This window comes from Cohnella silvisoli, from assembly GCF_021190915.1.
GTDB lineage: Bacteria > Bacillota > Bacilli > Paenibacillales > Paenibacillaceae > Cohnella > Cohnella silvisoli.
This window is the reverse complement of the sequence record NZ_JAIOAP010000019.1, coordinates 33,792-52,122: the sequence shown is the minus strand read 5'-3', so window position 1 is coordinate 52,122 and position 18,331 is coordinate 33,792. Positions and strand designations below refer to the sequence as shown.

Annotated in this window: 13 protein-coding genes; all 13 read left to right on the top strand. The window is 54.1% G+C overall.

What is annotated here, in order from left to right:
• Nucleotides 1-177: 177 nt before the first annotated feature.
• Nucleotides 178-1,812: a response regulator transcription factor gene (locus tag K7P76_RS27735; protein ID WP_232189330.1), complete on the top strand. Its 1,635-nt coding sequence runs from the start codon at nt 178-180 to the stop codon at nt 1,810-1,812.
• Nucleotides 1,805-3,607, top strand: coding sequence for a cache domain-containing sensor histidine kinase (locus K7P76_RS27730; RefSeq protein WP_232189329.1), 1,803 nt, complete (start codon nt 1,805-1,807; stop codon nt 3,605-3,607). The genes K7P76_RS27735 and K7P76_RS27730 overlap by 8 nt, the downstream gene beginning before the upstream one ends.
• Nucleotides 3,604-5,118, top strand: a complete 1,515-nt coding sequence (locus tag K7P76_RS27725) for an extracellular solute-binding protein (protein WP_232189328.1) — start codon at nt 3,604-3,606, stop codon at nt 5,116-5,118. The genes K7P76_RS27730 and K7P76_RS27725 overlap by 4 nt, the downstream gene beginning before the upstream one ends.
• A 179-nt stretch (nt 5,119-5,297) precedes the next feature.
• Entirely contained in the window at nt 5,298-6,224 is a 927-nt protein-coding gene (locus tag K7P76_RS27720; RefSeq protein WP_232189327.1) for an ABC transporter permease, read from the top strand.
• Nucleotides 6,225-6,257: 33 nt separating this feature from the next.
• Nucleotides 6,258-7,142, top strand: a complete 885-nt coding sequence (locus tag K7P76_RS27715) for a carbohydrate ABC transporter permease (protein ID WP_232189326.1) — start codon at nt 6,258-6,260, stop codon at nt 7,140-7,142.
• Between the two features lie 53 nt (nt 7,143-7,195).
• Nucleotides 7,196-8,776, top strand: coding sequence for a DUF3502 domain-containing protein (locus K7P76_RS27710; protein WP_232189325.1), 1,581 nt, complete (start codon nt 7,196-7,198; stop codon nt 8,774-8,776).
• Nucleotides 8,777-8,858: 82 nt separating this feature from the next.
• Nucleotides 8,859-12,428 (top strand): glycosyl hydrolase family 28-related protein, encoded by a 3,570-nt coding sequence (locus K7P76_RS27705; RefSeq protein WP_232189324.1) that lies wholly within the window; start codon nt 8,859-8,861, stop codon nt 12,426-12,428.
• Complete coding sequence (locus K7P76_RS27700) at nt 12,362-13,516, top strand: sugar-binding protein (RefSeq protein ID WP_309244804.1); 1,155 nt, start codon at nt 12,362-12,364, stop codon at nt 13,514-13,516. Before K7P76_RS27705 ends, K7P76_RS27700 begins: the two co-directional genes overlap by 67 nt.
• A gap of 48 nt (nt 13,517-13,564) precedes the next feature.
• Nucleotides 13,565-14,578: an ABC transporter ATP-binding protein gene (locus tag K7P76_RS27695; protein WP_232189323.1), complete on the top strand. Its 1,014-nt coding sequence runs from the start codon at nt 13,565-13,567 to the stop codon at nt 14,576-14,578.
• Nucleotides 14,575-15,375, top strand: a complete 801-nt coding sequence (locus tag K7P76_RS27690) for an ABC transporter permease (protein ID WP_232189322.1) — start codon at nt 14,575-14,577, stop codon at nt 15,373-15,375. Before K7P76_RS27695 ends, K7P76_RS27690 begins: the two co-directional genes overlap by 4 nt.
• 1 nt (nt 15,376) lies before the next feature.
• Nucleotides 15,377-16,183: an ABC transporter permease gene (locus K7P76_RS27685; protein WP_232189321.1), complete on the top strand. Its 807-nt coding sequence runs from the start codon at nt 15,377-15,379 to the stop codon at nt 16,181-16,183.
• 32 nt (nt 16,184-16,215) lie between these two features.
• Nucleotides 16,216-17,439, top strand: a complete 1,224-nt coding sequence (locus K7P76_RS27680; protein ID WP_232189320.1) for an enolase C-terminal domain-like protein — start codon at nt 16,216-16,218, stop codon at nt 17,437-17,439.
• A 32-nt stretch (nt 17,440-17,471) separates the two neighbouring features.
• Complete coding sequence (locus tag K7P76_RS27675) at nt 17,472-18,305, top strand: NAD-dependent epimerase/dehydratase family protein (protein WP_232189319.1); 834 nt, start codon at nt 17,472-17,474, stop codon at nt 18,303-18,305.
• The last annotated feature ends 26 nt before the right edge of the window (nt 18,306-18,331 follow it).

The following is an 18,331-nucleotide window of genomic DNA, read 5'->3' as shown; positions in this document are numbered from 1 at the left end:
CCATACTTACAGCAAAACTCTTCAGACAACGCTGAAGTTTTTTTTTATTTTGAAATCAAGCCAAGTTTGACCCCTAAAAAGACCGGATCCCCTTATTGCCCGAAACGTCGCCTAGAGATAAACTTTAGACAAGTATGTTCGGAAATAATCGATATCTTGTAGAAGGGCGGGGGTTTCGTGCTTGTTCTGATCGTGGACGACGAACTGGAAATCCGGGAAGGCTTGAAAGCGAACTTTCCATGGGAAACGTACGGAATCGGGGAAGTCTTGGTCGCCGACGACGGGGAAACGGCTTTGCCCATCGCCAGAGAGAAGCGGCCGGAACTGATTCTCACCGATATCAAGATGAAACGGATGTCGGGATTGGAATTCCTTCAGACGTTGAACGAAGAACGCGCGCACGAATGGAAAAGCATCGTCATCAGCGGATATGACGATTTCGACATGGTCAGGCAGGCGATGAAGCTCGGAGCGGTCGATTATATCCTGAAACCGATCAACATGTCGGAATTGGGAGACATCTTGCGGCAGGCGATGGCCCAGCTGGACAGGGAACGGATGGAACGCCAAAACCGGCAAATGTTGAACAGCCAAATAAGGGACGCATATCCCAAAATCCGCGAGGAACTGCTGAAGGAATTGCTGGAAAGCGGATATGATCCCTATCGGGAAACCCGGATCGTGCATCGCCTTCAAACCTTGCAGCTCGATTGGATGACGCGGGAACGGATGGCCGTGATGGTCATCGAGGTGGACGATCTGAAAGCGATCGAGAACCGGAAGGGCGCCCGCAACGAGAAAGAACTGATTCTTTTCGGAATTGGAAACGTTGTCAAACAGACGATGGAGGAGGACTATCCGTCCCCGTCTGCCTTGTATCAGGATGCCCGGAATCGCTGGGTAGCCGTAATGGCCTGCCAGGACGACGCGCAGCTGGAATCCTGCAAAGAGTTGGCTCAAGTTTGCATTCGCCGGATCAACGAGTTCGTGAAGGTGAACGTCAGCATCGGGCTCGGATCAGCCACAGGTTATGCCAACCAACTCCATGCCCGTTTTCTGGAGACGAGCGACATTCTCGAGCAGAAAGCCGTCTACGGAGGAAATCGCCTCCTCACTAGCCAAGGCTGGGAGGAGGATGCCGAGCATGGCAATTCCCCCGTCCAAAATCCCGACGAAGTGCTCGACCTGGTGAGATATGGCACGGACGGGGATATCGAAGAAGCCATGGACAAGTTCATGGACTTGGTTCAGACCTGGTCGCTCACCCAGATCAAAGACATCCAACAAAAAACATTCGGGTGGCTGCTGGACATTTTCAAAAGAGCGGCAGCGCTAGGATGGCAAGACAAAATCTGGCAGAAAAATCCGATCGCCGTCTGGGAGCAATTGGAACAATACGATACGATAGATTCCCTGCGGCGGCAAATCGAAAGGTTTCTCATGGCGATCGCCCGCGATTTCCGGGAGCAGGCCTCTTCGCCGAGCCAAATTATCCAGGAAGCGGATAAATTCATCCACAAACGGTATATCGACGGTTTGACCCTGCAGAGCGTCGCTGCCGAAGTCCACGTGACGCCGGTATGGCTGAGCAAGCTGTACAAAAAAGAAAAACGGAAAACGTTTCTCGAATATTTGACGGAAGTCCGAATGGAACAGGCGAAGAAAATGCTGGGCGATGTCCAGTACAAGATCTATCAGGTTTCGGCGCTCGTCGGCTACAAGGATCCCGTCCATTTCACCAAATTATTCAAGAAACAAACCGGCTGCACCCCCAAGGAATACCGCAACCGGATGGGAATCGCGGATGAATAAACATTCGCTGCGCCTGGCGTCGTCATTCCGGAACCGGGTGATTCTGATCTTCTTCATGATCATCATCGTCCCTTTTTTGCTGTTCGCCTATTATGCGCATATCAAATCGATCGAGGGGATTTCGAACGCAAATACGAAGATTTCCATGAGCTACCTGCTGCAGACCCGGAAAAATTTCGAAATCTATCTCAACCGTCTGAACAACCAGATCAACGATATCATAGGAAATAAACAGATCCAGAGCCTGTTGGAGCAAAGACCCGAAAATCCTGCCGAGGAAGAAGCGTTCGCGGTCAACCTGCTTTCGCTTCTCTATCAGAAAACGCCCGGGATCGATGCGTTTCGAGTGAATGTCTTTCCAATCAAACCTGCATCGTACCCGACTTACATGAGCATGGTAGGGGTTTCGAACCTGGAGAAAGAATCATGGTTCCTGAATTCGAAAGCGACAGTCAGCCCGATATGGTATTTGAATATGCCCCGTCGGGGAACCTATGTCCGGCCGCTGCTCACTTACGTGAAAAGGTTCTCGGGCCTGTACGATCAGATCCCGCGGGGAATCGTGGCCACGGATTTGTCCGAGGACCAACTGAAGCGTTATTTTTACCCCTCCGACCGGATGAAAGGGCAGAAGCTGCTGCTCTTGGACGAGAGGGGAACCGTCCTTTTCGATTCTTCCGATAATCAGTGGACGGGCCGTCCCATTCCTTCGACCGGGTTTATTGAGCTTGCGCGCTCGGCCAGGGAAGGTTCGCAAACGATGGCTTTCGACGGCACGACCCAGCTCGCAACCTATTTAAAAATGGACAGCGAGCCTTGGACGATCGTCAGCCTGACGCCGCTCCGGGAATTGACGGGAAGCATTCGGGAAATCAACAGGCTGCTCATCGCCTTCCTTGTCATTTATCTTATATGCTGTTTCGCGGTCGTTTTATATCTCACCGTTTATTTCACCCAGCCGATCGTCAAGCTGGTCCGTCTCATGCGCAAGTCGGAATCAGGCGATTTTCCTTTTCCGTATCTATTGTCCGCCCGCGAAGATGAGGTCGGATGGTTATATCGGGGATTCGGCAGCTTGCTGCTGAAAACGAAAGAATTGATCGAGGAAGCGTCCCGTTCGGAGAGAAAGAAAAAAGAGCTGGAATTTCAGGTGCTGAGCCATCAAATCAACCCTCATTTCCTGTACAACACGCTGGAGTCTATCCGGTGGAAAGCCATGAACCACGGACGAAGCGATATCAGCGAAATGGTGTCCGCGCTCGGCAATTTGCTTCGGCTCAGCTTGAACCAGGGCAAGGAAATCACGACGCTTGGGCACGAAATCGAGCAAGTGAAAGCTTACGTTCATATCGAGCAAGCCCGTCTAGGCAGCCCGGTTCGAATCCTGTATTCCTTCGACGAGGACACGCTGCAGCTTCCGTTTTTGCGCCTGCTTCTCCAGCCGATAGTCGAGAATGCGATCCAGCACAGCATACGCGACAATTTCGAACGAGGGAAAATCCTGATGTCCGCCCGCCGGGAAGATTCGGATCTCGTGATCGAAGTTGCCGACAACGGGACGGGCATCCCGAAAGCGGTATTGGCTAGATTGGAGACAGGCGCGGATATCGGCGACATTCCTGGAGATGCGGGCCGCGGCGTCGGGCTCCGAAACGTAAACGAACGGCTCAAATTGTACTTCGGAGACGCCTACAAGCTTCAAATCGAAACCGGAGCCGAGTTCGGCACCAAAATCACGATCCGGCATCCGATCCTGAAGGATGACATGCCGCACGGAGGGAGCGGTCGATCTTGAGAACAAGGATGGCCAAACGTTTTTACGGGTTGGTCTTGCTGTTTGTTTTCGTGCTCGTTTCCTCCTGCAGCGTCGGAAACATGGCAAACGAGACGGGCACAATTGCCGGGCCGAGGGAAGAAGAGGCTACGCTCAAATTTTATTTCTTGGGAGTCAAGAAATCCGCGACGGACGAAGTCTGGCAGGCGGTCAGCGATTACGTCAAGCGAAAGGGACTTAACGTCCGGTTCGACGTTCAATTCGTCCCCGTGGGCGAATACCAAAACAAACTGCTGGTCATGGCGGCGGCCGGGGACAAATGGGATATGAATTTCGACGCCGATTGGCTGGGTTATACGCAAATGGCGGCAAACGGCGCCTATTTGCCGCTGAACCGTCTTCTTCCCGAATACGCGCCCAACCTGTATCGGAAATACCGGGAGCAGAGAAGCCTGGCGGCGGCAACGGTGAATGGGGGCATTACGGGTCTTCCCTGGACGATCAAGATGAATTCGCGTCTTTACGCCCAATGGCGGTCGGATTTGACTAAAAAGGCCGGCATCGATCCGGCGCCCGGCTCGATCCGGACGATCGAAGATCTCGATGCGTTTCTGCACGCCCTCAAGAAGGCGTATCCGGACGCGAAGTTATCACGGACCATTCCTCGAGATATCTATAAACTTCGAGATGAGTGGGTCGATCTCGGCTTCCATGGAACGGGATTTTATTTGAACGACCCCCAGATCCGGATTCAAGCCGTCGAGCAGCAGCCGTTTTACCTGGAAGCGGCAATCATGGCGAGAAAATGGTATGTGGACGGCATCCTGAACAAAGACATCATGGTGGATAAGGAAGACGGCGCGGCGCTGTGGCGAAACGGCAATATGCTGTTTACGGCGCAGACGCACGAATGGGTTCATGCGAACCAGGGATTTTCCGATCCGGCTTTCGAACAGGAAAGCTCGCTGCTCTACCCGCACAAGAAAGCGGTCAACCGGAGCCCGCTGGGCAACGTCGCCGCGATCAGCCGCAACTCGGAGCATCCGGAGCGCGTGCTTCGTTTTTTGGACATGCTGGAGACGGATCGCGCGCTGTACGATCTGGTGCAATACGGTATCGAAGGAAAGACTTATATTCGGAACGGCGATGCCGTCGATTACCCTGAAGGTTTAAGTACGACAACAAGCAACTACATGGAATGGGGCGGCCGGTGGGCGCTGTGGAAACCGCAATTCATCCGTCCCGACGCGACTTATGGACCCGATTTTTGGATCAAAGAAGCGGATTTCGCGGCTGAGACCTTTAACGTCGACTCGCCGTTGGACGGATTGATGATTTCCGAAGATCGAATCAGAAGCGAGTTAGAACTGCGGGATCGGCTCATAGCGGAATGGGCGACGCCGATCGAACTCGGAAACGTCCAAGATCCGGAGAAGGCGGTGGCCGAATATATCCAAAAACAAAAAAACAGCGGTCTTGACGCCATTCTGGCTGAAGCACAAAAGCAAATCGATGCCTTTTTGAAACGATAGCATGCATGAGGTGCGGATAATCCGAATAAGCAAGCGCCGTCCCAGCCGTCCGGCATGGGGCGGTTTTTATTTGCGTTCATCAAGCTAAATTCAGACTGCAAACAACAAGATTGCCTCATGGCAACCTTTCTTCCTCCGTATTAAGCTTAAAGCATCCTGTTAACGAAAGGTAAATGACGATGAATCCGAACGGAGTTTTCCGTGAACTCGCCCGCAACCGAACCTTGCTGCTTATGTTTCTTCCCGTCGCGGCCCTTCTTCTTCTTTTTAATTACTTGCCCCTGGCCGGTCTTGTTATCGCTTTCAAAAACTTCGATTTTGACAAAGGCATTTTCGGAAGCGACTGGATGCACCCCTTGCTGAACAACTTCGATTACTTGCTGTCTTCCGACGTCGCCTTTCGGGCCATACGGAACACCATTTCGCTCAACTCCCTGTTTATCGTCGCCGGCATCGTCTTTGAAGTCGGATTCGCCTTGATGCTGAACGAATTGAGAAACAAATATTTCAAGCGCGTAACGCAATCGCTGACGTTCCTGCCCTTTTTCATTTCCTGGATCGTCGTGGGCGTTTTCACCTACAACCTGCTTAATTACGAGAATGGCGCGATCAACCGGTTTCTGGAATGGTTGGGGTTCCCGGGCCTCGACTTTTACAGCGCGGCCGGCTTGTGGCCAATGATCCTGACGATCGCCATAAGGTGGAAAGTAACCGGATACGGCACGATCATTTACCTGGCCGCTTTGACCGGCATCGATAACGCATATTACGAAGCCGCGGCTATTGACGGTGCATCCCGATGGCAGCAGATCCGGTACATCAGCCTTCCGATGCTGAGGCCGACGGTGCTGATCCTCACGCTGCTTGCCGTCGGAAGAATCATGAATGCGGATTTCGGCATGTTTTACGCCATGGTCGGCGACGCATTCCAGCTCTTCCCGACGACGGACGTCATCGACACGTTGGTCTACCGGAGCTTGAGGAAGTCGGGAGATATCGGGATGGCCTCTGCAGCCGGATTTTTCCAGTCCCTTGTTGCTTTCGTTCTGGTCATCGTCAGCAATTATATAGCCCGCAGGGTCGATAAAGATTCGGCCATTTTCTAGCCCATTTCCCAATCGATAAGGAGGGCGGCAAATTTGTCGGCCAAACGATTTTCCATCAGTCAATCCGTCATCATCGTTCTGGTTTCCCTGTTCAGTCTGGCATGCCTGTTCCCTTTTCTGATGGTGATTTCGGGCTCCCTCAGCACGGAGAAAGATATCGTGGATCTCGGTTACCGTCTTATCCCGAAACATATCACCTTCGATTCGTACCGCATTCTCCTGTTGGGATCAAGCCGAATTACGGACGCTTACGGCATCAGCGTCATCGTCACGGTCGCCGGTACCGTTCTCTCCGTGCTTGCGACGAGCATGGGCGCTTATGTCATGGCGAGACGGTCGTTCAAATACCGCAACATTCTGTCCATCTATGTCATCATTACCATGCTGTTCAACGGCGGATTGGTTCCCTGGTACATCATTTGCGTTCGGTACCTGCATCTGAAAGACACGCTTTGGGCCATGATTCTACCGCCTCTGGCCAACGCCTTCAACATGTTTCTCATCCGCAATTTCATGCTGTCGATTCCCGAGGATATCCACGAATCGGCCAAGATGGACGGTGCGGGAGAGTTTCGGATCTATTACAGGCTGATCCTCCCGCTTGCCAAACCGGTGCTGGCCACCGTCGGTTTGTTCGTCGCGCTCGGGTATTGGAACGATTGGTTCCTGGGCTTGATGTTCGTAGACAAGCAGGAGCTTCAACCGCTTCAGCTTCTTCTGCGGGCGCTTGTATCCAACGTGGAGTTTCTCAAGAGCTCCAGCAACGCGGCGGCCATGCAGCAGATTTCGGCGCAAATGCCGTCCGAATCGATCAAAATGGCGCTCACGGTGGTCACGATCGGCCCGATCGTGTTTCTCTACCCGTTCGTACAGCGATATTTCGTTCAGGGTTTGATGGTGGGCGCGGTCAAAGGCTGACTATAACGGCTTCGGCTGTATAGTATAAAAACATTTTAAAGGGAGAGGTACCTATGCAAAGAAAGAAGCCGCGGATTGCCGCGGTGCTCGCCGCAGTCCTGGTTCTGGGCATCATGCTTGCGGCATGTTCCAAGAACAACAACAGCGGACAGTCGAGCAGCCAGGCCCCCGCAACATCGTCCGCAAGCGAAACGCAGCCGGCGGGAGATTCGCCTTCCGCGTCCGCGGAACAAGAAGAGGAAGTCACGCTCAAGTTTTACTTCGGCGGGGACAAGAAAGCGGCGACGGACGAAGTATGGTCGGCCATCAGCGACTATGTCAAAGGCAAAGGCTTAAACGTGAAGTTCGACATCAACTTCATTCCGTTCAACGATTTCAAGGACAAGATGCTGGTGATGGCGGCTTCGGGCGATAACTGGGACCTGAATTTCGACGGCGACTGGCTGTCGTACAAGCAGATGGCGGCCAAAGGCTCCTATATGGCGCTCAACGATTTGCTTCCGAAATACGCCCCCAATCTGATGCAAAAATACGAGGAACAAGGCACGCTTGGCGCGGCAACGGTGAGCGGTAAAATCGTCGGACTTCCGTGGACGATGAAAATGAACAACCGGCAATTCGCGACATGGCGTTCAGACAAGGTGGAAAAAGCGAGTCTTTCCTATGCCAAGGACTCGGTGAAAACGGTCGAAGACGTCGAAAAGCTGCTGCGCGATTTCAAAAAAGCGTATCCGAACGAGAAGTTTAACCGCTCTACGGCTTTGCCCATCTTACAGATTCGTGACGAATGGGTGGATTTGAGCTTCCACGGGCTCGGTTTCTATCTGAGCGATCCCAAAGTCACGATCAAGGCGATCGAACAGCAGCCCTTCTACAAAGATGCCGCCAATATCGCCAAAGTCTGGTATAACGACAATCTCATCAATCGTGCGGCCATGTTCGATAAAGAGGACGGCGCGGCCTTATGGCGCAATGGCAAAACGGCCTTCACGCTTACGTCCCATGAATGGGTAAACGCCAATCCCGGCTTCGCGGATTCTTCCTACAAGCTGGAATCGTCGCTGCTGTATCCGGACAAGAAGCAGGTCAACCGGACCGCGCTGGCGAACGTGCTGGCGATCAACCGCAATTCCCAGCATCCGGACCGCGTATTGCGTTTCCTCGATATGGTCGAAACGGATCAAAAGCTTTACGACTTGCTGCAATACGGAATCGAAGGCAAAACCTACGTTCTGAAAGGAGATGCCGCCGAATATCCGGACGGCATGTCCACGACCACGAGCAATTACATGGAGTGGGGCGGACAATGGGCGTTCTGGAAGCCGCAATTCATGCGTCCGACTACGACGTATCCCAAGGATTTCTGGGTTCACGAAGCCGAGTTCGCAAGCCAGCCGATGAACGTCAATAATCCGATCGACGGACTGTTCATCGCCGAAGACAACATCAAAAACGAAGTGGCCAAGCGGGATCAAGCGTCCGATGAATTCGGCAAACCGATCGAATTCGGAAGCGTGAAGGACGTCGATAAGGCCGTTACGGATTATATCGCCAAACAAAAAGCGAATGGCGTCGACAAAATCATTCAGGAAGCGCAAAAGCAGGTCGACGCTTACCTGGCCAGCAATCAATAAAAGAGGATGGACGAGAGAAGCCGACCTTGCATGATAAGGAAGGCTTCTCCTCCGCCATAAACCAATTCAGCACTGGAGGGTAATGATGATGAAGTATGCCGGTCGGCTGCGCGCAAGGTTTCGTTTTGTAATAGCTGCTTTTTTGGCTGTGTTGCTGATGGGTTCCGGGTTCGGTTCTTTGACCGTGAATGCCGTCGATCCATCTGGGAGCGTCAGCATCACGCTTGGGCAAACCCCGGCGGAAAACGGGATTTCCGCTAGGGCGGGCGACGACGCAACGGGGCTCATTACGGGATCGGTAGACGGAAAAACCTACTGGCAAACGAACAAAACGGAAGGCTCGAGAATCCTGTATTTCTATTTCAATGTGGATGATGCTTATCTATTCGACGATCCGAGCTACGATGTGCAAGTGTCCGTCGATTATTACGACGAGGGTAACGGGAGCATGGTTCTTCAGTACGACGCCCAGTCGGCCGCGTTTAAGGATGCGCCCTTGTTTACCTACTCGGACACGAAAACATGGAAAACGCATTCGTTCAGCCTGAAGGACGCCAAGTTCGCGAACCGCACGAACGGAGGGGATTTCCGGCTCGGCATCGAAGGGGGCGGCGCGAGCTGGCAGACGAACGCGGACTTGAAGTTGGCTTCCGTAACCGTCACGAAAAGCCTGAAACCCGGCGCTTCGAACAAGGTCAGCGTCACGCTTGGCGCTTCATCCGTGGAAAACGGGATTTCCCCCAGGGCCGGCGACAATCCGGATGGTCTGCAGACCGGCGTCATCAACGGGAAATCCTATTGGCAGACGAAAAAGTCCGCAGGGACGGCCTATTTGTACATGAATGTAGATGACGGCTATCTGTTTGACAATTCGACTCAGGACGTATTCGTCACGGTCGAGTATCTCGATCAGGGCGACGGATGCATCGTGCTGCAATACGACTCGGACTCCGCTCCCTTTAAGGATGCGCCTTTATTTACTTATAAAAATACGGGCGAATGGAAGTCGTACACATTCAAGCTCAGCGACGCGAAGTTCGCCAACCGGACGAACGGTGCCGATTTCCGTGTCGGGGTGGAGGGAGCAGGAGCTCCTGCCAATACGCCGGATTTGATCCTCGCTTCCGTTACGGTGAACAAGAAACTGAAGCTTGATGTTGCGCCCCGGACAACCGTCGTCCAAACGCAATATCCGACGGACGACATCGCGATCGCCAATTACAACGCCAAAGATTTCGGCGCTAAGGGAGACGGCGCCTCGGATGATACGCAAGCCGTCCAGGATGCGCTCGATGCGGCTGGCAATGCCGGCGGCGGAGTGGTCTTCGTTCCTTCGGGACGCTATAAAATCTCGGGAAATCTGATCATTCCGACGGGCGTTACTTTACGAGGCGATTGGAGATCGCCGGAGAACGGCGGCGTTGCCGGCACGATTCTGGAAGCGTATGCCGGGCGCGGGAACGAAAACGATACGAGCTTTATCCAGATGCAGCCTTCCAGCGGCGTCACGCATCTGTCGGTCTGGTATCCGGAACAATCGCTGGATCAGCCGGCGGCTTACCCGTGGACGATCGAACAGCTGTCGGGCGACAGTGCCACGGTGAAGAACGTCACGCTCGTCAACTCCTACAACGGCATCAAAATCGGACCTGTCTGGAATGAACTTCACTATGTGGATCAAGTTTTCGGAACGGCGCTGAAAACGGGAATTTTCCTGGATTATACGACCGATATCGGAAGGTTGGAGCAAGTGAAACTTTCGCCGGCATACTGGGCAAATTCCGGCTTGCCCGGTTCCCCCGGGATGGACGCTCTGTTCGGCTATATGACGACGCATGCCGAAGGCATCGTGATGGGCCGCTCCGACTGGGAATACATGTCGGACATCTCGATATCGGGATTCCGGACGGGGTTGCGGGTAACGACCCGAACCGGCTCCCTGGAAACCGCCAATGCTCAGCTGTTTAACATCCGGGTGGAAGATTGCAACGTGGCGCTCAAAATCGAAGGCGTCAACGATTTCGGCTTGCTCGTGTCGAACAGCACGTTCAAGGCCGGCGTCGGAGAAGCGCCGAAAGCGATCTATGCGACTTCCGGCTTCCATTCGATCGCCCAGTTCAATACGGTGACCGTGGGCGGCAATCCGCTTCATGCGGTCGTCAATGAAGGAAGCGGCGTCTTGTCATTCGAGAACAGCACCTTCGACAATTGGAACGATCAAGCCGGCGGCTATGCGATCGCGGCGGAAGGCGGTTCCGTCATCCTCGGCCAAACGGCGTTCGCCAAGCCGGAGCGGCATATGCTTCTTAAAAACGACGTGCAGACGGTGAAATCCGTCAACTCCGGATATCAGGGCACGCTCAAGGTTGACGATCAAAGCGTCTCGGCGGAGCTGGATATCCATCAAGACGCCATGTATCAGCTGGAACGGTTGCCGTCCATCCCGCCGCTGGATAAACCGGTCAGGCCCAAACCGGCAGCGGCCCGTTTGTTCGACGTTACGGCCGCACCCTATCTTGCCGACAAGAACGGAAATGCCGACGTGTCCTCCACCGTGCAGCAAGCGCTGAACGACGCCGGCGCAGCGGGGGGCGGAACGGTTTACTTGCCGACCGGCATATACGGGATCGAACAGCCGCTCATGGTACCGTCCGGCGTGGAGCTGCGGGGCTCATGGGACATACCGCACCATACGATCGGAGGCGGAACGGTCCTGTTCACGAACTACGGCGTGAACGACGAGAACGCGACTCCGTTAATTTCCCTGGAAGCATCCGCGGGAATACGGGGCTTATCCGTTTACTACGACAAGCAGGACTGGTACCAGGTGAAGCCGTATCCTTGGACGATCCAGGGAAAAGGCCATGACGTCTATGCCATCGATACGACCCTGATCAATCCGTACCGGGGCATCGATTTTGGAAGCCATGACACGAGCGGTCATTATATCGATTATGTCGCCGGGTCGCCCTTGAAGGAAGGGATTTTCCTCGGGGGAGGAGCTGCCGGAGGTTTCATGAGAAACGTGCAGTTTAATCCGCATTATTACGGAAGAAACAATTACCCGAACCATCCCTCGACGGATGCCGATTTCAACCAGGTATGGAACTATCAGAAGGAAAACCTGGATGCCTTCCATATCGGGCATGTCACGGGCGAAACGGTATTCAACACGTTCGTCTACGGTTCCCAGTACGGCATTCATTTCGCGTCCCAAGGAGGCAGCGGACCCGAAGCGGTCATCATCGGACACGGAACGGACGGCAGCAAAAAAGGGGCATACCTGGAGAGCGCGGGACCGGACGGATTGTCGTTCATTAACACCGAACTGGTGTCCCTCAGCACCTCGGACAAAGTTTATGTGACGGTTGCGGATTCCTACAACTCGAAGGCGTCATTCTTCAATACTTCGATGTGGGGAGACACGACGCGCTCTTTCGATATCCAGGCCGGCAAAAGCAAAGTAATTTCACGACCGTGGGCGTTCGCGGCATTAACGCTTTGGGAGGCGACATCACCTTGTATGATTCGTACTTCCAGCAAGCCGGCACGACGCACGTTTATGCAGGCTCGGGGATTGAGCGAATGGTTGTCGCCAATAACCTGTTCAGGGGAGGTATGCAGTTCGTCAACGAGGCGCCGGGCAAAGTGACGGGTACCGACATCGTGCCCGTGTCGCTGGAGCTGTCGAAAAGCGCGTTCAACGAGGCCGACCCGGAAAAAACGAATCTCAAGCTGCTTCTCAAGAATACCGCGGGCGATCAACCCGTTAGCGGCGTCATCCAATTGCTTCAGCCGGAAGGCTACGCGGGGAAATTGACCCCGATCCGGTTCCGGGGGATCGGTCTCGGACAAAGCGTTACGATCGAACTTCCGTATTTGGCAAGCGACACGCTCCAATACAGGGTAACGCTGGACGGCGGGGTCACGTATACCGCTTCCGTCAAGCTGGGGCAATCGTTTGCTTCCCGATTCGGTGCGAAACCATCCGATGCTCCCGCCATTGACCTGTCGCGTGCGGACCAATATTTCAGTTTGGGCGGGAAATGGAAAGGCGCCGACGATCTTAGCTCGTCCTCCAATGTCAGTTGGGACGACAAGAATCTGTATGTATCGGTCGTCGTTCATGACGACGTTCACCATCAGACCTGGTCGAACGGGGATATCTGGCAGGGCGACAGCATCCAGCTCGGCATCGATTGGTCCCGCAAAGACGGATCGTCCAGCCGAAACGTCAGCGAGCTCGGGTTCGGGCTTAACGGTCAAGGAGGGGTCACGCAATGGCGCTGGCGGGCGCCGGACGGCTTGGCGACAGGCGCATTGACCGGCGCGAAGGCGAATATCACCCGCGACGAAACGAAAGGACAGACCGTCTACGATTTGACGATTCCGATCGATCAGCTCCATGGACCGGGTTACGCGAAAGCTCCCGGAGACCCCATCGGGTTCACGCTGCTGATGAATGAAAACGACGGAGCGGGACGGTCCGGTTTCATGGAATATAACGGCGGTATCGGCACCGGCAAAGACGCCGCGCTTTTCGGCGACATGTATTTGCTGAAAGGGAGTTTCACGGAACTGTTGGAGGAATCCGCGGAAACGGCGGTTGAATCGGTCAAGAAACAATCCGATATGACGAGAGTCGATGCGGCTGCGAACTTCGTCCAGCTGCTGCCGGAAGGCAAAGCGAAACAAAAGCTGCTTAAAGAGCTGGAGAAAATTCGAAAGAAGGCGTTATAAATTCAACGCTGAAAACGTTTTTCTAATCCAATCGTCGAGGTGCGGGAATTGTCCATCATACGGGTTCAATCGTTGACCAAACGGTTCAAGCGGCAAATCAGAAGATCGGGGAAGATGAGCGCGTTCAAAGATTTCGCGTTTCCACGGCATGAATGGAAAGATGCGGTCAAGGAAGTCGATTTTCAAATCGATAAGGGAGAAATCGTCGGATACATCGGTCCGAACGGAGCGGGCAAGTCGACGACGATCAAGATGATGGTCGGGATTCTGGTTCCCACTTCCGGCAGCATTGAAATCGGAGGGCTGGTTCCTTACAAGAACCGATTGGAAAATTCGCGGAAAATCGGCGTCGTGTTCGGCCAGCGGACCCAATTGTGGTGGGACATTCCCGTCATGGAAACGTTCCGGCTCATGCAATACATGTATAAAATCCCCCAGCGGCAATTCGAGGAAAACATCCGGATTTTCACGGAGATTTTGGGCATCGACGAATTCGTGAACGTCCCTGTCCGGCAGCTCAGTCTGGGCCAACGCATGCGCGCGGACTTGTGTGCGGCGCTTCTGCATAATCCCGAAATTCTCTATCTGGATGAGCCTACGATCGGACTGGATGTGGATGTGAAGGAGCGCGTGCGGGGTTTTATCAAGGAAGTGAACCGGACGCGCGAAACGACGGTTATTCTGACGACTCACGATACGTCCGATCTGGATAAGCTCTGCTCGCGCGTTCTGGTCATCGATCAAGGATCCCTGATGTACGACGGCGATCTGGAATATTTAAAACGCCATTATTCAAGACACGACGTGGTGACCGTCGAAACGGATAGCGAAATGCCCGAGAATCTGCTGCGAACGCGGTTCCAGGACGATTTTACGCAAGAAGGCCGCAAATGCCATGTTCGAATCGTGCCGGAGAAAGACAGCACGGCGGATTGCATCGCCTGGTTTATCCGGAATGGACGGCTCCTGGACGTGCAAATCCGGCAAACCGACATCGATGAGGTGATCCGGAACTTATACAGCACGTTCAAACGACCGGAAAAGGAGACGGGATCGGGATGAGGCTCTATTGGGAGATCTTCAAGCGATCTTTCCAGAGCGCTGCCGCCTACCGTTTGGAAATGATCGCGCAAACCGTTTCCAGCCTATTCGGCATTTTGATTCAAACCTCCATCTGGCTCGCCTTATACCGGGGCAATGCCGAACACGCGTCGACAGCAGGCCAGATTTCCATCCGGGACATGCTGACCTATGCCATCCTGAGTTCCTGCGTTTTCCTTCTCATCAACAACCAGATGATCTGGAAATTGGGCGAAAAAATCAAAACGGGCGAAATCGCCATGGATTTGATCAAGCCCATTCATTTAGCGAGATATTTGTTTTCCGAATCGGGCGGATTGGCGTTGTTTCGCGTCGTATTCCAGCTGCTTCCCGTTCTCGCTTTCGGGGCGGTTATCTACGGAATCGTGCCGCCGGCCGCACCCGACTTCGTTTTCTTCGCCGTTTGCCTGTTGAACGGAATCGTGCTCTATTACCTGATGTCGTTTATTTGCGGACTGATCGCTTTCTGGTACATGGTGAACTGGCATACGAATTCGCTTTTCCATCTCGTCATGACCCTGTTCTCCGGCTCGTTAGTCCCGTTATGGTTTTTCCCGGGCGCTCTCTCCAAGACCGTGAGTCTGCTGCCGTTTCCGCTCGTTTTCTATGGTCCGATCTCCGTTTACCTCGGTAAACGAACGATCGAAGAGGAAATGGTCTTGGTAGCCATGCAGTTCGCTTGGATCGCATTGCTCGCTCTTCTGCTGAGATGGATATGGGGCAAAGCCGTGAAAAAACTGGTCATACAAGGGGGATAGCATGCAGGGAATCCGGTTGTATATGCGATTCATCGGCGTCTATTTAAAGTCCAAGATCGAGTATGATCATATATTCGTTTTCATGGATCTGGTGCTCAATTCCGTGTGGCCCGTCGTGAACATGGTGCTGCTATGGATCATGCTGCAGCGGTTCGGCAACCTTGCGGGGTGGGACTTCGACCATCTTCTCTTTTTGTACAATCTCGGCTATTTGCCTTTCCTGATCAGCGGCATGATCATCTGGAATCCGACCAAAGATTTGCAGGAACTGGTCAGAACCGGCCATTTCGATTCCTATTTGACCCGTCCCTTGAATCCGCTCGCCCATTTGATCATGCGTCAGTTTTCCCACGGGCATTTGTTCGGGCTCGTTCTGTCGATCGGAATGCTCGTTTACAGCGTGAATCGGCTCGATTTGCCGGTCAATGCGGGGAGCGCGGTCGTCTTTCTGTCCATCGTCGCGGGCGGAGCGCTTATTTACGGCGCGTTCATGCTATTTTGCGGAAGCCTGTCTTTCTGGTTTATCAAGTCGGAGTCGGTTTACGAGCTCGTCGTTTACGAAATCCGCAGCCTGATCGAGTTTCCTTTGCCGATTTACAACAAGGTCGTGCAAGCCGTTTTACTGTTCTTCGTTCCTTATGCCTTCATCAATTTCATCCCGGCCCAGGGCATTCTGTTTCCTGACCGGTCCGCATGGCCTCCGGCTTTGCAATTGACGGCCACTCCGATCTTGGGGGCGGTATTGTTCGCGCTCGCTTTCGCCTTTTTCAGGATCGGCATCGACCGGTATCAGAGCACGGGGAATTGAAGCGTTATTCCATCGTTGACAGGAGGATTTGAATGGCGAAAATTACGGGAATCCGTTGCATTCGGACAAGGCGGGACGGCAGCTGGACGATCGTCAAGGTAGAGACGGACCAGGACGGGCTATACGGTCTCGGCTCCGCTTCCGATCTGTACAATCCGGAGGCGGTCGTGCAGGTGATCGAGCAGCTGTTCGCCCCGCTGTTGATCGGCAAAGATCCGGCGAATATCGAGGATCTGTGGCACACGATGAACATGAGCGGCTATTGGAGAAACGGCGGCATCATGCAAACGGCGATCGGCGGTATCGACATGGCGCTGTGGGATATCAAAGGAAAAGAAGCGGGTTTGCCCGTCTATCAATTGCTCGGCGGAGCTAGCCGCGCGGCGGTTCCCTGTTACGGCCATGCGGGGGGATCCGATATCGCGGAGCTGAAGGAAAGCGTGCACCGCTATTTGGAAGAAGGCTACACGGTCGTGCGATGCCAATTAGGCGGATACGGCGGCGGCGGATTCGTTCGTCGGGAGCATGCCAATCTGCCCGTAAACGACTGGGCGTTGGACGCCGTGTTCGACGAACATGCATATGTGAACGCCATCGCGGACATGTTCGAACAATTGCGTCTCGAATTCGGTCCCGGCGTTCCGTTCACGCATGACGTCCACGAGCACCTTTCTCCCATCAAGGCCATCCAGCTTGCCAAGCGACTGGAACCGTACGGATTGTTTTTCCTGGAAGATGCGCTGCCGCCCGAGCAGATCGGCTGGTACCGGCAATTGCGGCAGCAGTGTTCGACGCCTCAAGCGGTCGGCGAATTGTTCATTAATCCCCAGGAATGGACGCAGCTCGTGCAGGAACGGCTGATCGATTTCATCCGCGTGCGCGTGTCGAAGGCGGGCGGGATCAGCGCATGCCGCAAAATCGCCGCTTTGTGCGAAGCTTTCGGCGTCCGGACGGCTTGGCAGGAGGGCGGGGAGAACGATCCCGTCAATCAGGCGGCCTCCGTGCATCTGGACATGGCCGTGTGGAATTTCGGGATTCAGGAAATCAACCATTTCCGGGAGACGGAGCTCGAAGCGTTTCCGGGGCACATCGTCCGAAAAGGCGGGTATCTGTACCCCGTCGACAAACCTGGTTTGGGGATCGAGTTGGACGAAATCAAAGCGCAAGGACTTCTAGGAGAAGAATGGCGTCGATCGGCTTACCACTCTCCCTATCCACTGGACCGCAAAGCCGACGGGACGCTTGTTCGTCCATAACGAATACTCGATGCATAAAGGTGGGACTCTTCATGCAAACCGTCGCCGTAACCGGCGGAAGCGGCAAACTAGGCAGACACATGATCCAAGAGCTGCAAAACCGTAACTACCGGGTCATTTCCTTGGACAACCGCGTGTCCCCCGATCTGGGGTGCAGGCAAATCCAAACCGACCTGAACGATTTTGGACAGGTCGCGGGGGCGCTCGAAGGCGCGGATGCGGTGATCCATCTGGCAGCGATCCCGGCGCCGCTCGGCTTTACGAACGCCCATATTTTCGCCAACAACGCCGTTTCGGGTTTTCACATACTAGAAGCCGCCTCCCTGCTGGGAATCCGGAAAGCGGTCATGGGCTCCAGTGAATCTTCCTACGGGTTCGCGTGGGCGCCGAGTCGCTTTTCGCCGGACTATTTCCCGTTGGATGAATATCATCCCCAGAAGCCGCAGGAATGTTACGGGCTTTCCAAAATCGTGAACGAACTGACCGGTGAAATGTTTCACCGCAGGAACGGCATGCAGGTCATTTCCCTTCGGTTTTCGACGATTTATAAGCCGGAAGAATATGATAGGCTCGATGTGACCGATCCCGAACGTCACAAACACACCTTGTGGAGCTATATCGACATTCGCGACGCCGCGAGCGCATGCATCGCTTCCCTAGAGGCTGAAGGTTGCGGAGCGGTTTCGCTGAACATCACGAGCGACGATACGCTCAGCGATTGGGAAACGGAACGTTTGCTGAATCATTGTTACCCGGATGTGAAGGATCGAAGACGGCGGCTGCAGGGTCGGGAGGCGGTCGTCAGCAACCGGCACGCAAAGGGCATACTCTCCTGGAGTCCGCTCCATTCTTGGCAGACGCGCTAGATTCAGGTACTTGCGCGAAAGTCGGT

Bases quoted from the DNA above. Each gene is read 5' to 3' on its own strand.
- K7P76_RS27720 (WP_232189327.1), top strand. From the start codon at position 5,298: ATGAATCCGAACGGAGTTTTCCGTGAACTCGCCCGCAACCGAACCTTG.
- K7P76_RS27680 (WP_232189320.1), top strand. From the start codon at position 16,216: ATGGCGAAAATTACGGGAATCCGTTGCATTCGGACAAGGCGGGACGGC.
- K7P76_RS27675 (WP_232189319.1), top strand. From the start codon at position 17,472: ATGCAAACCGTCGCCGTAACCGGCGGAAGCGGCAAACTAGGCAGACAC.
- K7P76_RS27730 (WP_232189329.1), top strand. From the start codon at position 1,805: ATGAATAAACATTCGCTGCGCCTGGCGTCGTCATTCCGGAACCGGGTG.
- K7P76_RS27705 (WP_232189324.1), top strand. From the start codon at position 8,859: ATGATGATGAAGTATGCCGGTCGGCTGCGCGCAAGGTTTCGTTTTGTA.
- K7P76_RS27710 (WP_232189325.1), top strand. From the start codon at position 7,196: ATGCAAAGAAAGAAGCCGCGGATTGCCGCGGTGCTCGCCGCAGTCCTG.
- K7P76_RS27700 (WP_309244804.1), top strand. From the start codon at position 12,362: ATGGTTGTCGCCAATAACCTGTTCAGGGGAGGTATGCAGTTCGTCAAC.
- K7P76_RS27685 (WP_232189321.1), top strand. From the start codon at position 15,377: ATGCAGGGAATCCGGTTGTATATGCGATTCATCGGCGTCTATTTAAAG.
- K7P76_RS27690 (WP_232189322.1), top strand. From the start codon at position 14,575: ATGAGGCTCTATTGGGAGATCTTCAAGCGATCTTTCCAGAGCGCTGCC.